The sequence below is a fragment of the Pseudomonas sp. B21-047 genome (assembly GCF_024748775.1).
Taxonomy (GTDB): Bacteria; Pseudomonadota; Gammaproteobacteria; order Pseudomonadales; family Pseudomonadaceae; genus Aquipseudomonas; species Aquipseudomonas capeferrum.
This window is the reverse complement of record NZ_CP087169.1, coordinates 168,267-181,036: the sequence shown is the minus strand read 5'-3', so window position 1 is coordinate 181,036 and position 12,770 is coordinate 168,267. Positions and strand designations below refer to the sequence as shown.

13 protein-coding genes and 1 pseudogene are annotated in these 12,770 nt (G+C 64.3%); 4 read left to right on the top strand and 10 right to left on the bottom strand.

What is annotated here, in order from left to right; all coding sequences use genetic code 11:
- The first annotated feature begins 64 nt into the window (after positions 1-64).
- Positions 65-1,459 (top strand): argininosuccinate lyase, encoded by a 1,395-nt coding sequence (gene argH, locus LOY26_RS00750; RefSeq protein WP_033703309.1) that lies wholly within the window; start codon positions 65-67, stop codon positions 1,457-1,459.
- Between the two features lie 114 nt (positions 1,460-1,573).
- Here argH and LOY26_RS00745 read toward each other — a convergent pair whose 3' ends face one another.
- On the bottom strand, positions 1,574-2,236 hold the full coding sequence (locus tag LOY26_RS00745) for a glutathione S-transferase (RefSeq protein WP_186665130.1): 663 nt from the start codon (positions 2,234-2,236) through the stop codon (positions 1,574-1,576).
- Between the two features lie 147 nt (positions 2,237-2,383).
- Between LOY26_RS00745 and LOY26_RS00740 the strand changes: the two genes are divergently transcribed.
- Together LOY26_RS00740 and LOY26_RS00735 are read left to right on the top strand one after the other, a co-directional pair.
- Positions 2,384-2,683: a hypothetical protein gene (locus LOY26_RS00740; RefSeq protein WP_186660536.1), complete on the top strand. Its 300-nt coding sequence runs from the start codon at positions 2,384-2,386 to the stop codon at positions 2,681-2,683.
- A 69-nt stretch (positions 2,684-2,752) separates the two neighbouring features.
- Positions 2,753-2,998 (top strand): TIGR02647 family protein, encoded by a 246-nt coding sequence (locus tag LOY26_RS00735; protein ID WP_033703312.1) that lies wholly within the window; start codon positions 2,753-2,755, stop codon positions 2,996-2,998.
- A 167-nt stretch (positions 2,999-3,165) separates the two neighbouring features.
- On the opposite strand, the gene LOY26_RS00730 is transcribed toward LOY26_RS00735, so the two are convergent.
- The 7 genes from LOY26_RS00730 to LOY26_RS00700 form a co-directional block, all read right to left on the bottom strand.
- Positions 3,166-5,109, bottom strand: coding sequence for an FTR1 family protein (locus LOY26_RS00730; protein ID WP_258714285.1), 1,944 nt, complete (start codon positions 5,107-5,109; stop codon positions 3,166-3,168).
- 268 nt (positions 5,110-5,377) lie between these two features.
- Positions 5,378-6,799: an efflux transporter outer membrane subunit gene (locus LOY26_RS00725; RefSeq protein ID WP_258714284.1), complete on the bottom strand. Its 1,422-nt coding sequence runs from the start codon at positions 6,797-6,799 to the stop codon at positions 5,378-5,380.
- Entirely contained in the window at positions 6,796-7,671 is an 876-nt protein-coding gene (locus LOY26_RS00720) for an HlyD family secretion protein (protein ID WP_033703315.1), read from the bottom strand. The genes LOY26_RS00725 and LOY26_RS00720 overlap by 4 nt, the downstream gene beginning before the upstream one ends.
- Entirely contained in the window at positions 7,668-7,880 is a 213-nt protein-coding gene (locus LOY26_RS00715; RefSeq protein ID WP_033703316.1) for a DUF1656 domain-containing protein, read from the bottom strand. Before LOY26_RS00715 ends, LOY26_RS00720 begins: the two co-directional genes overlap by 4 nt.
- Complete coding sequence (locus LOY26_RS00710) at positions 7,877-9,964, bottom strand: FUSC family protein (protein ID WP_186660546.1); 2,088 nt, start codon at positions 9,962-9,964, stop codon at positions 7,877-7,879. The genes LOY26_RS00715 and LOY26_RS00710 overlap by 4 nt, the downstream gene beginning before the upstream one ends.
- Positions 9,961-10,413, bottom strand: a complete 453-nt coding sequence (locus tag LOY26_RS00705; protein ID WP_186666510.1) for a MarR family winged helix-turn-helix transcriptional regulator — start codon at positions 10,411-10,413, stop codon at positions 9,961-9,963. The genes LOY26_RS00710 and LOY26_RS00705 overlap by 4 nt, the downstream gene beginning before the upstream one ends.
- Positions 10,414-10,589: 176 nt before the next feature.
- Positions 10,590-11,384, bottom strand: a complete 795-nt coding sequence (locus LOY26_RS00700; protein ID WP_033703320.1) for a tetratricopeptide repeat protein — start codon at positions 11,382-11,384, stop codon at positions 10,590-10,592.
- 206 nt (positions 11,385-11,590) lie between these two features.
- Between LOY26_RS00700 and LOY26_RS00695 the strand changes: the two genes are divergently transcribed.
- Positions 11,591-12,151 carry a WYL domain-containing protein gene (locus LOY26_RS00695; RefSeq protein WP_186660550.1) on the top strand — a complete coding sequence of 187 codons (561 nt, stop codon included), beginning with the start codon at positions 11,591-11,593 and terminating at the stop codon, positions 12,149-12,151.
- An 8-nt stretch (positions 12,152-12,159) separates the two neighbouring features.
- Here LOY26_RS00695 and LOY26_RS26945 read toward each other — a convergent pair.
- Positions 12,160-12,248: pseudogene (locus LOY26_RS26945) on the bottom strand (ABC transporter ATP-binding protein); the annotation flags it as partial.
- A 53-nt stretch (positions 12,249-12,301) separates the two neighbouring features.
- On the bottom strand, positions 12,302-12,643 hold the full coding sequence (locus LOY26_RS00690) for a hypothetical protein (RefSeq protein ID WP_033703347.1): 342 nt from the start codon (positions 12,641-12,643) through the stop codon (positions 12,302-12,304).
- Positions 12,644-12,770 lie beyond the last annotated feature (127 nt).

Genomic DNA, 12,770 nt, shown 5'->3' with positions numbered 1-12,770 from the left:
CAGCAAGCCCAACCCTGCTATCATCGTTGCCACTTTTTCGTTCACGCCTGCAATGAGTGAATCCATGAGCACCGACAAGACCAATCAGTCCTGGGGCGGCCGCTTCAGTGAGCCCGTCGACGCCTTCGTCGCCCGTTTCACCGCTTCGGTCGATTTCGACAAGCGCCTGTACCGCCACGACATCATGGGTTCGATCGCCCACGCCACCATGTTGGCGCAGGTCGGCGTGCTCAGCGATGCCGAGCGCGACACCATCATCGATGGCCTGAAGACCATTCAGGGCGAGATCGAGGCCGGCAACTTCGACTGGCGCGTCGAGCTTGAAGACGTGCACATGAACATCGAGGCACGCCTGACCGATCGCATCGGCATCACCGGTAAAAAACTGCACACCGGCCGTAGCCGAAACGACCAGGTGGCCACCGACATCCGCCTGTGGCTGCGCGACGAGATCGACCTGATCCTGGCCGAAATCACCCGCTTGCAAAAGGGCCTGCTGGAGCAGGCCGAGCGTGAAGCCGACACCATCATGCCCGGCTTCACCCACCTGCAGACGGCCCAGCCGGTCACCTTCGGCCACCACCTGCTGGCCTGGTTCGAAATGCTCAGCCGCGACTACGAGCGCCTGGTCGACTGCCGCAAGCGCACCAACCGCATGCCCCTGGGCAGCGCCGCGCTGGCAGGCACCACCTACCCGATCGACCGCGAGCTCACCTGCAAGCTGCTGGGCTTCGAGGACGTGTCTGGCAACTCGCTGGACGGCGTTTCCGACCGCGACTTCGCCATCGAATTCTGCGCTGCCGCGAGCATCGCCATGATGCACCTGTCGCGCTTCTCCGAAGAGCTGGTGCTGTGGACCAGCGCGCAGTTCCAGTTCATCGACCTGCCTGATCGCTTCTGCACCGGCAGCTCGATCATGCCGCAGAAAAAGAACCCGGACGTACCGGAGCTGGTACGTGGCAAGAGCGGCCGCGTGTTCGGCGCGCTGACCGGCCTGCTGACCCTGATGAAAGGCCAACCGCTGGCCTACAACAAGGACAACCAGGAAGACAAGGAACCGCTGTTCGACGCCGCCGATACCCTGCGCGACTCGCTGCGTGCCTTTGCCGACATGATCCCCGCGGTCAAGCCCAAGCACGCGATCATGCGCGAAGCGGCCCTGCGTGGCTTCTCGACTGCCACCGACCTTGCCGACTACCTGGTACGCCGTGGCCTGCCGTTCCGTGATTGCCACGAAATCGTCGGCCATGCCGTGAAGTATGGTGTGGACACCGGCAAGGACCTGGCCGAGATGAGCCTGGAAGAACTGCGCCAGTTCAGCGACCAGATCGAGCAGGACGTGTTCGCCGTGCTGACCCTGGAAGGCTCGGTCAATGCCCGTGACCACATTGGTGGTACCGCGCCGGCGCAAGTGCGTGCGGCGGTGGTACGCGGCCAAGCCTTGCTGGCTTCGCGCTAAGGCCATGGCGAGGGCTTTGCCCTCGTTCGCGGGGCAAGCCCTCCTCCACAGAGAAACCGCTAACTCATTGATTTAACGGAACCCTGTGGGGCAGGCTTGACGCTTGTGCACACCTCAGCGCTTGCCGCTGCGAATCATCTCCATGAAGGCCGGCATCGACGCCTCCTTGTCTGCCAAAATCCGCGCCATGTGCGGGTTCTCGCCCATTCGCTGCAACAATGCCTTGGCCTGCGGGAAATCCGCCAGGAAGTCGACGTTCAGCACCTTCTTGCCCACCGCGTAAGCCAGGTCGACCGAGAAGCAGAACATCAGGTCGGCAATCGTCAGCTGCTCACCCGCCACATACGGCGCGAAGCGACCATTGCGCTTGAGCGTGGCAAAGCCCGCCAACAGGTCGGCCCGCGCGCGCTCCTTGATCAACGGCTCTACCGCCATGCCAAAGAACGACTCGGCGTAGCAGGTGCGTGCCGGCAGCTCGATGTACAACTCGATTTCTTTCAGCAGCTCGCGCACCTTGGCCTGCTCGAACGGGTCCGCAGGCAACAGCGCTTTGCCGCCCTGGGTCTGCTCGATGTAGTCGAGAATCACACTGGTCTCGCTGAGGAAGCCGTGGTCGGTTTCCAGCACCGGCACCTTGCCCCGTGGGCTGACTTCCAGTGCATGCGGCGCCTGGCCGCCATAGAAGGTGACCTCCTCGAAAGGCAGGCCTTTTTCCAGGAGCGCCAGCTTGACCATGTTGTAGTAGTTGCTGACTGAGAATCCGTGAAGCTTGAGCATGGGGTAACAGCCTCCAGGCCGTATGGGGATGGCCCGGCTTTTATAGCCCCTCAGCCTGCGCCTGACCAGCGTCATGCACCCGGTCAATGACCGGACATTGCCGCCACAGGCGTGGCAAACTGTATGCCCAATCACAGGAGTACCGCCATGAGCGAGCCCACCGACATCGACAATGACGACGAAGCCTTCGCCGAGGCAACGCTGACCCAGGCCATCGAGAACCAGATCGAAAGCGACGAGCCGCCAGCGGCCAAGGCCACCTTCAACAAACTCACCCTGGTTGGCTATGCGCGCGAGGATATCCTCAACCTGATGGCCCATGTGCTGGCCTTCGAGATCGACAACATGCTGGTGGAAGACCGCGCGTTCAACAGCGAATGGTATGAAAACGCCCTGCGTGCCCTGCCCGAGCTGCCACCTGAGATGGATCAAGGCGACGACGAATAACCCGACTACACTCGAAGGTCAGGCACCCATGAAGGTGCCGCCATCCTCGTCTGGAAGTCAGGAGTCGCCATGTCCTTTACCCCCGAGCTGATCGATGAACTGGAAGTACTTGCGCTGTTCAAGCACGACAGCAGCCAGGAAGGCATCAAGATAAACAGCCAAGCCCCCACTAAACTCATCGCGGCAGCTAAACGCCTGCACGAAAAAGGGCTGACCGATCAACCCGATGGTGGCTACCTGACCAGCCTGGGTCATGACGCCGTCGAAAGTGTGCAACTGCTGCAGAACATTCTCAAGGCGCCACAACCGGCCTGACAGACTGCCGCAAGCCTTGTAGGAGCGGCCTTGTCGGGGCGCCGGAGCGGTCGGAAAGGGCCGCAACGCGGCCCCGGCAATTTGTGCAGCGCTGCTGAAATCCTGGGGCCGCTTCGCGGCCCGTTCGCGACGCAAGGCCGCTCCTACAGGGGGTTTACACACCTTTGCTAGTTGGCCGCCGCCCTGCGTTTCTCTGCCAGCCACGAGCGCCCGTACAGGAACACGATGGCCAGCAAGGCCACTGCCTGCGCTGCCAGCGAATAGGCATCGGCATGAATGCCCAGCCAGTCGAACTCGAAGAACGCCACCGGCCGCGTGCCCAGCACCCCGGCTTCCTGCAGCGCCTTCACGCCATGCCCGGCGAACACCACCGACAGCGCGCACAGCAGCGCGGCGTTGATGCTGAAGAACAGCGACAGCGGCAGCTTGGCCGAGCCGCGCAGAATCACCCACGCCAACCCCACTAGCAGCACCAACGCCGTGGCGCCCCCCGCCAGCACGGCCTGATGCCCAGCAGGCCCGGCCTGCAGCCACAGGGTCTCGTAGAACAGGATCACTTCGAACAGTTCGCGGTATACCGAGAAGAACGCCAGCATGGCAAAGCCGAAACGCCCGCCACCACTGACCAGGCTGCTTTTGATGTAGTCCTGCCAGGCAGCGGCGTGGCGGCGGTCGTGCATCCACACCCCGAGCCACAGCACCATGACCGCAGCAAACAGCGCTGTGCAGCCTTCCAGCAGCTCGCGCTGGGCACCGCCGACGTCGATCACGTAAGCCGCCAAGGCCCAGGTGGCAAAACCTGCGACCAGCGCCAGGCCCCAACCGACGTTGACGCTGCGCACCGCCGACTGCTGGCCGGTGTTGCGCAGGAAGGCGAGGATCGCCGCCAGCACCAGAATCGCTTCAAGGCCTTCGCGCAGCAGAATCAGCAAACCGGAGATATAGCTCAGCGACCAGCTCAGGCCATCACTGCCCAACAGCTTGGCGGCCTGGTCGAGCTTGGCCTTGGCTTCGGCCAGCCGTTGCTCGGCCTGGGCCACAGGTAAGCCGTCCTGCAGCGACTGGCGGTAAGCCATGAGGGTTTTTTCGGTGTCCTTGCGCGCCTGGGTGTCGATGTTGTCCAGCGAGCTTTCCACCAGCTCGAAGCCTTCCAGGTAAGCGGCTACCGACAGGTCATAGGCCTGGTCGTGATCGCCCTCGCGGTAGGCCGCCAGGCTTTTGTCCAGGGTGCTGGCGGTGTATTCGAGCAACTGCGCCGGGCCGCGTTTGGCTTGCGGCGGCTGGGCACGCTGGGCGCGAAACGCCGCTACTGCATCGGCGCCTTCGTTGGCCGCCACTTCGGCCGGGGTCTGGCGCGCCAGGTCTGCCAGGTTCCAGGCTTTATCGCCCTTGGCCGCCTCGGGGTTGGCAATGAAGCTGGCCACAAAGGCGGCCACGTCCCAGCGCTGACGCTCGTCGAGCTGGTCGGCGAACGATGGCATCTCGGTACCTTCGATGCCCAGGCCGAGGGTGTTGTACAGGTCGAACAGGCTCAGCTGGTCTAGCCGTTCGACACTGCGCAGGTTGGCCGGCGGCGGCTCCAGGCCAACGCCGGCTAGGCCATCGCCGGCGCCGCTATCGCCATGGCAGATCGCGCAGTTCTGCGCATACAGCGAAGCCCCACGGGCCGGGTCCGGGGTAATCACCGGAGCCTGGCTGACCTCGTAGGCCACCGCCAGGCGTGCGCCCAACTGACGGGCCTGTCGAGCGACAGCGGCGCCGTCCTGACGCTGGTCGATGGCTTGGCGCAACGCCTGCACGCCCTGTACCAGCGCGGCTTGTTCGGCATGCGCCGGCAGGTTCTTGACCAGGTCGGCCAGGACCGCGCTGAACTCCTGTTGCTCGCGGTACTCGCCCTCGTCGATCACCTTGCCTTCGCGCACGGTCGGCGGGTAGTCGGCACCCATGTAGTCGAGCAAGTGCAGGGCCTTGGTAGCCTCGGCAGGGGCTTCGGCCAACGCCAGGGTGCTGCACAGCGCCAGCATTGGGCCCAGCAGTAAAGCAGGCAGCCAGGCAAGCAGACGGGAATGGGTATTCATGGCCAGTCTCGGAGGGAATGCGAAAGAGAACATTGTTCACTTCCACTCTTCTTCTCTCAAGGTTTGTGGGCAGATTTCATGAAAAATCTTGTGACAAAACAGGAGGGGATTGATCGTGAAATGAAAGCGCTTTTTGATCCACCAAGCACTATGCCGTGCTGGAGCATTGGACAATGGCTTACTGCTGCCCATGTCAGGTGTTCGCCGTGAGAGTTTCAGCGCCCTTGAGATCGAGCGCCGCCCGCGCGGCGCTCGATCTCAAGGGCGCCGCGGCTCTGTCGTCAAACCCTACCCACAACCCTCAAGGCTTGCCACCACCCCCCTTCCACCCCCCACCCAACGCCAGAAACACCCCAATCTGCCCCATCGCCACTTGGCTATTCGCCGCCGCCAACTGCGCCCGCATATCGGTATACGTCCGCGTCGCCTGCAAATCCGCCAGGAACGACTCACGCCCGGCCTGGTAATACCGATGCGTCTGGTCCGCCGCTTCCTTGGCCGACTGCTCCGCCTCGGCCAAAGCATCACGCCGGTCCAGCAAGGCGCTGTACTGCGCCAATCGGGTCTGGGTCTCGCGAATGGCGTTCAGCACCACACCATCAAAATGCGCCAGCGCCGCCTGGGTCGAGGCTTCGGCCATGCGGATCCGGGCACGGGTGCCATTGGTCGGGATGCTCCAATTGATCTGCGGGCCAAAGCCCCAGCGGTTGGTGGCCGGCTCGCCAAGGTTCTCGAGAATACCAATGGTGCCGACCTGGGCGCCGATGCTGATATCCGGGTACAGCGCGCCAGTGGCCACGCCGATGTTGGCGGTAGCCGCCGCCAGTTGGCGTTCGGCCTGGCGCACATCGGGGCGGCGCTTGAGCAACGCGGCGCCGTCGCCCACCGGGACCAACTGAGCCAGGTGCGGCAGCTCGGCGCAGTCGGCGGTGCCGGCAGGCAATTGCTCAACTGGTTTTGCCAGCAGTGCAGCCAGGGTATACAGGCCGATCTCGCGCTCGGCCTTGAAGCGCGGCAACTCGGCGCGCAACGATTTGAACTGGGTCTGCGAGCGGGTGACCTGGGTTTCATCGCCACGGCCGGCATCGCGCAGGCGTTGGTTCAGCTTCACGCCTTGCTCCTGCAAGTCCAGCGACGCGCGGGCAATGTGGTATTCCTCGTTGGCCGAGCACACTTGGGTGTAAGCCTTGACCACATCGGCCACCAGGGTGATGCGCGCGGTGTCTGCGGCAGCTTGCACCGCGTCGGCGTTGGCCTTGGCCGCTTCGGTGCCGCGCTTGAACGTGCCCCACAGGTCAAACTGGTAGGAGGCGCTGATGATGGCCTCACCGATATTGGCCACGGGCACCTTCTCAGGTAGCAGGAAGGCCTCGCCGGACTCCTGCAAACGCTGCGCGCCGGCCTTGATGCCACCGCTGAAGCCGCCCTGCGATTCGGCCACTTCAACCTGCGCACGGGCCTTGGCAATGTTGGCTGCGGCCACGCGCAGCTCGGTATTGGCGCTCAATGCCTGGCGTACCAGTTCGTTGAGGCGCTGATCCTGGTACAGCTGCCACCAGTCTTCAGGTACCGGCGCCGACACCACACTGTCGGCATCCTGGCGCAGCGGGCCGTTGAGGTCGCTGCGCTGCACGGCCGCGTCTTTCGGCACTTCATAGTCCGGGCCAACCAGGGCACAGGCACCGAGGGACAAGGCCATGCCCACCAGCATCAGGCGTTTCATGGGCGCTTGTCCTCGATGATCGATACCGTGGCGGTGCGCCCGGCGATCATACGGAAGTCTTCCGGCACTTCATCGAAGGCGATACGCACCGGAATCCGCTGGGCCAGGCGCACCCAGCTGAACGCCGGGTTGACGTTGGGTAGCAGGTTGGCGCCGCTGCTGCGGTCGCGGTCTTCGATGCCGGCGGCGAAGCTTTGTACGTGGCCGCGCAGGCGGGTGTTGTCGCCCATCACGCGGATGTCCACGGCATCGCCGATATGGATGCCACCGAGCTTGGTTTCTTCGAAGTAGCCATCGACGTGGTACGAGGCGCTGTCGACCACCGACAGTACCGGGCGGCCGGCGGTGACGAACTCATGGTTACGCGGGGCGCGGTCGTTGAGGTAGCCGTCCACGGGGCTGCGCACCACCGAGCGGTCGAGGTTGAGCTGGGCAGTATCGACCGCCACCTGCGCCTCGTTGACCGCCGAGCGGGCGCGGGCCTCGCGGGACTGGCTCTCTTCCAGCTGCTCGGCCGCCACCAGGTTGCCCAGTTTGCGGTTACGGCGCGTTTCACGGGCGGCCTGGGCCAGGGTTTCCTCGCGCTCGGCCAGGGTTGCCTGTGCCTGGCGCAGGGCCAGGCTGAAGCGGTCCTGGTCGATGGTGAACAGCACGTCGCCGCGCTTGACCACCTGGTTGTCACGCACCTCGACCTTCTGGATCAGCCCGGACACATCCGGGGCGATCTGGATCACGTCGGCGCGGATATGGCCGTCGCGGGTCCAGGGGGCGAACAGGTAGTACACCACCATCTGCCAGACGAGCACGGCGGCGAAACTCACGACCAGCAAGGTCAGGACCACACGGCCCAGGGTCAGCAAAGGTTTTTTCATGGCAGCATCAGGTTTCGGCAAAAGTGGTCGACCGCGCCCAGCATCACGGCGTAGAGGGCAACGTTGAACAAGGCCCGGTGCCAGACCAGGCGGTAAAAGTGCAGGCGCACCAGCACAGCGTGCACGCCCAGGAACAACAGGTAGGTGAACAACATCATCACCAACAGCGTGGGCAGAAACACCCCGCTGATATCCAGATCACCGATCACAGTGGGGCTCCATCGATGCCGGGGGGCAGTTGCGGTTGTTCGGTGGGTTCGAGCATCACTTCGACACCGGGCAGCAAGGCCAGGCGCAGGCCACTCAAGGCGTGCAGCAGGTGCACACGGGCATCGCCGCGGTCGTTGTGATCGTCCAGCGCCAGCCCTTGCCGCGCACGCTCCATGTTGCGCAACAGCGCCGCCGGGGCGTGCAGGCGCTGGTTGGCGCGCAGGCAGGCGGCGTAGTGGGCGCCGACTTCTTCGATGACCAAAGCCAGGCGCTCGCGGGCCTGCGGGTTGGCGCGTGGCAGGTAGGCCAGCAGGTCGAGCAGGTTCAGGCCCACGCGCAGGTCACGCAGCGCCACACCGCTGTCCTGGCCGGTCTGCGACAAGCGTGGCAGGTGCTGCATCAGGCGGTCGAGCATCTGTACGCCCACTTGGCGGTGTTCGGCCAATGTCGCGGGCTGGGTCATTTCGACGATATCGCGCCAGGCGAAGCGGGTCATGCGCTTGGCCGCCAGTTCCACGCCGAATGGGCGCAGCAGCAAGGTCCAGATGAAGGCGAACAGCAGCCCCACCGGGCCTGCCAGGTTGGCGTTGATGAAGGTCAGGAAGTCCGCATCATAGACGCCCTGGATGCTGATGAAGGTGGCGGTGTTGACGATGGTCAGCAAAGTACCGAGGTAGAAACGCGGCTGCACGGTCAGCGTGCCGACGCAAATGAACGGCACCGCAAAGGCCAGCACCAGCATCGGGAAGTCGTGCAGGTTGGGCAGCACCAGGAACAGGTAGACGCTGGAGAAGATCACCGACATCAGCGTCCAGAAGAAGAACCGGTAGATCTGCGGCGCCGGGTCGTCCATCGCGGCAAAGAAGCTGCACGCCACGGCGGCGAGGATGACCGCACTGCCACCGTCGTTCCAGCCGAGCAGAATCCACAGGCCACTGGCGACAATGATCGCGGTAACCGTGGAAAACACCGAGTAGAGCATCAGGCCACGGTCAAAGAACGGCGTCAGCCGGCCCAGGCGCCAGTGGCGGTAGGCGGCGCGCCAGGGCGTGGCGTCGTCCTTGCGCAAGGCGTGCTGGAGGGTGCAGCAGTCTTGCCAGAGGTCGACCCATTCGGTCAGGCGATACAGGGCGTTGGACAGCAGCAGGCCGGCGCGCTGGTCCAGGGCGGTGGCGCTGGGTTGCAGGCGGGTGATCTGCTCGTGCAATGCGGCCCAGGGGGCCAGGGAGGCATCGTCAGCGGTGCCTTTGAGCCATTCGCGGGCCTCGGCCAGCAGCGGTTGCAGCTGGGCGAACTGGGCCGGCGCACGGCCTTCGAGGGCGACCAGGGCGTCGTCCAGGGCGTCGATCACCGGCAGCAGGTGGATCATGCGCCCACGCAGTTCACTGGCGTTTTTCAGGGTGTGGGGGCCGGCACCTTCGTGGCCGAGCTGGCCGATCATCATTTCCAGGGTATTGAACGTGGCCACCATCGAGACGCGCATGCTGCCGACCTTGTCGGCGGCAACGTCGCGGGCCAGGTAGGTGTCGCTGTAGCGGATCGCCTCGGCGAACCAGTTGCCGGTCGAGCCGACCACCACCGGGGCCAGGCGCCGCGGCCAGAAGATTGCGCCGACCACCGCCGCGCAGACGATGCCCAGGCAGATTTCCTGGGCCCGCGACGAGGCCACATCGAACACCGCCGTAGGGTTGTCGACCACCGCCAGGGCAATCATCGGCAGGGTGTAGCCGGCCAGCATCAGCACGTAGTTGTTGGCTGTGCGCAGGTTCAGCGAAAGGAACAGCAAGGTGCCGGTCCACAAGGCGATGGCCACGCTCAGCAACAGCGGCGACTGCACCAGCGGTGGCACCAGCAATACCGCCCCGCCGGCACCGAGCAATGTGCCCAGGGCGCGGTACAGGGCCTTGGAGCTGGTGGGGCCGACGAACGGGCTGGAGACGATATAGACGGTCGCCATCGCCCAGTAAGGGCGTGGCAGCTGCATGAGCAGGGCAATGTACAGGGCGATCATCGACGCGCCGAAGGTGCGCACGCCGTAGAACCAATCGCGGGCCGGGGGCACCGAGCTGAAGAATCCGTTCATGCTGCCCCGCCTGGTGTGCCGAGGCCGACGGCTTCGAAGGCGCGCAGTACGCGCAAGGCGGCCTCCAGGTCGGCCTGGTCGATGCCCTGCAGCACATCACGGCGCAGGCGCACCAGCTCGGCTTCGATGGACTCGGCCAGGGCGCGGCCTTCGGCGGTCAGGCTCAGGGCCTTGGCGCGGCGGTCCAGAGGGTCCTCGCTGCGGCACACCAGCCCGGCTTTGCACAGTTGGTCGAGCAAGCGCACCAACGACGGGCTTTCGAGGCCGGCGGCCTGGGCCACCGCCACCTGATGCACGCCGTCGCCCAGGCGCACGATCATCAGCAACGGCGCGGCGCAGGCTTCGGAGATGCCGTAGCTGGTGAGGGCCGCATGGCAGATGCGCCGCCAATGGCGTGCGGCAACCACCATGCCGCTGCTGACTTGCAGGCGCAGGAGATCAAGGGTCATGAAAGGAACCAAGGATATTCATAGTTTGCTAACTATCAATATACGCCTGGCCCTCCCCCTGTCGTCAACAGCGGGCGACGGATAGCGTGGATGAATTGTTGTTCATGTAATGCCCTTTCGCGGCGCAAAGCCGCCCCCACAAGGGGCTGCGCTTTGCCGCGAATACGAGGCAACGGTCAGGGCTGCACCTGGTCTTCCAGCTTCATCGTCAGCGCCAGCGTGCTGCCCATCTGCACTGCCCGGTCGCGCCATTCCAGGTACCGTGTGCCGTCGCGGCTGCTGAAATGCACCGCCAGCTCCTCGGCCGCCTGCATCACCCCCGCCGCAGCCGCCAGTTCCAGCCAATACAGCGCGCCTTTGATATCGGCTTCGACGTGCAGGCCATGCATCAGCCGATAACCGACTTCAAACCGGCATCGCGCTTCGCCCCGCTGGGCGCCGCGCTGAAACCACTGGTAGGCCTCTACCAGGTCGACCTGCCAGTCCAGGTCGCCATCGCACACTTCCTCTTCATACAAGTCACCGAGCGCAGCGGCAGCATGCAAAATGCCGCGGTCGAATGCCTGCCGATAACACTCGGCCGCCTGCACGTACGACGCCTCGATGCCTTTGCCGAAATAGTGCTGCTGGCCCAGGTTGAACCAGGCCGCAGCGTTGCCCTGCAAGGCCGCCATGCGCAGCAGGTGGCCGGCCAGCACCGTGTCGGCACGCCAGTACTTGCCATTGAGCCAGATCCAGCCGAGGTCATTGAGTGCCGCTACGCTGCCTTGCAACGCCTGGCGGCGCAGGTCGGCATACACCACCTGCAAATCGCTGGCCTCATCCAGGCGGCTGACCAACAGCGACCGCTGGCTGGGCAACCCGACCCCGGCAAACAACCGATGACGCCTCCCCGCAGGGGCTGGTGGGGCGATGACCCGCTCTGGCAGAAGACGGGCGAGCAGCGAATGGATATTGCTGGCAGCAGACATGTTCATCCTCATTGAACGACACACAACCCCAACCTCAGCTGTGATGAGGCGTGATTCTGCGTGACGTCACGACAAAACCTGTCGCGAACGATTCGGCACGAGGCAACCAAATGCGACTTCCTTGATCTGAGCAGGCTGTGGCCAATTGCCATGCCCCGCTCGTGCCGCCATCCTATTGCGGCAAGCCTAGACAAGGACGTTATCTTTTGCCGTTCGCCACCACTCGCGCCACCCTCAGCCGTCAGTGGGCGCTGCTGCGCCAGCTGCCCAGCCGCTCCCCAGGCATCACCAGCGCCGAGCTGGTCTGGCGCCTGCGTGATGTGGGCTTCAATGTCAGCAAACGCACGGTTGAGCGCGACCTCAACGAGTTGTCGCTGATTTTTCCGCTGGAACGCAATGACAAGAGCATACCGTTCGGCTGGCACTGGTCGTCGACTGCCGTGGGCGAGCTGCGCGGCAATTTCGACCTGTTGACCTACCTGCGCGGTGACGCGCTGCAGCCGGCCCAGGGCGAGGGGGTGGAGCTGGTGGCGCGGATCAGTGACACATTGGCGCGGCAGCTGCGCGAGACGCCACTAAGCACCGACATGCAGCTGACGGCGCAGGAGCATGGGCATCGGGTGCGTGCCACGGTGAGCGATGGCTGGCCGTTGCGCTGGTGGCTGCTGAGCCAGGGGGATGGGGTAGTGGTGGAACAACCGGAAGGGCTGCGCGAAGAGATTGGCAAGATGCTGAGCAATGCGGCTGCCCAGTACCTGAATTCTTGACCTGCACCGGCCTCGGCGCGCTTGAGCTGGCCTGAGACCCGCAGCGGGAACATACGTTCTGCTTTACCGTCTTCCAGGGCGGCTGGTCGAACGCCTGAGTCGGCGTGCCGCAGCCCAAAGACTCACAGGGGGACCGGGGCTGATCCAGTATCAGATCAACCCGCCCTGCTCTTCTTCATCGATCAGGTTGTTCAGGCTGCCGAGCGCCTTGCGCGCCTTGGAACGATTGAGCAACTTGGCCTGCGCCCCAGCAGGCAGGTCAGTGATGCTGAAGACGCCCTTGGCGGTCAGCACATCGATCAAGTCCTCGAGCACGCGGATCATGTCCAGGTCGCTTTGCTTGAGCTGCTTGAGGCTGTTTTCCACTTCGTCATCGCCGAACCATTCCTGGATTTCGGCATTGTCGGCGGGGAGTATCTCGCTGAACCCTTCGTATGAAGCGGCTTCTACCCGCAGCAACTGGCCGGTGGCGTCGCGTTGCACGTAGAACATGGCGGTGTCCCTCGTCACGTTGATTCCTTGTTGGTAGACAGCAGCATAGGCAAAGATTTCCGGGCGCGCGGGCCCGGCGCAGGAGTATGCGCTGTCACGGGAAGGCAGGAAAGAGCCGGCGCCCACC

Coding starts and splice junctions, on each gene's coding strand:
- LOY26_RS00730 (WP_258714285.1), bottom strand. CDS start 5,109: ATGTTCTCTTTCGCATTCCCTCCGAGACTGGCCATGAATACCCATTCC.
- LOY26_RS00720 (WP_033703315.1), bottom strand. CDS start 7,671: ATGAAAAAACCTTTGCTGACCCTGGGCCGTGTGGTCCTGACCTTGCTG.
- argH (WP_033703309.1), top strand. CDS start 65: ATGAGCACCGACAAGACCAATCAGTCCTGGGGCGGCCGCTTCAGTGAG.
- LOY26_RS00745 (WP_186665130.1), bottom strand. CDS start 2,236: ATGCTCAAGCTTCACGGATTCTCAGTCAGCAACTACTACAACATGGTC.
- LOY26_RS00710 (WP_186660546.1), bottom strand. CDS start 9,964: ATGAACGGATTCTTCAGCTCGGTGCCCCCGGCCCGCGATTGGTTCTAC.
- LOY26_RS00700 (WP_033703320.1), bottom strand. CDS start 11,384: ATGTCTGCTGCCAGCAATATCCATTCGCTGCTCGCCCGTCTTCTGCCA.
- LOY26_RS00735 (WP_033703312.1), top strand. CDS start 2,753: ATGTCCTTTACCCCCGAGCTGATCGATGAACTGGAAGTACTTGCGCTG.
- LOY26_RS00725 (WP_258714284.1), bottom strand. CDS start 6,799: ATGAAACGCCTGATGCTGGTGGGCATGGCCTTGTCCCTCGGTGCCTGT.
- LOY26_RS00740 (WP_186660536.1), top strand. CDS start 2,384: ATGAGCGAGCCCACCGACATCGACAATGACGACGAAGCCTTCGCCGAG.
- LOY26_RS00705 (WP_186666510.1), bottom strand. CDS start 10,413: ATGACCCTTGATCTCCTGCGCCTGCAAGTCAGCAGCGGCATGGTGGTT.
- LOY26_RS00690 (WP_033703347.1), bottom strand. CDS start 12,643: ATGTTCTACGTGCAACGCGACGCCACCGGCCAGTTGCTGCGGGTAGAA.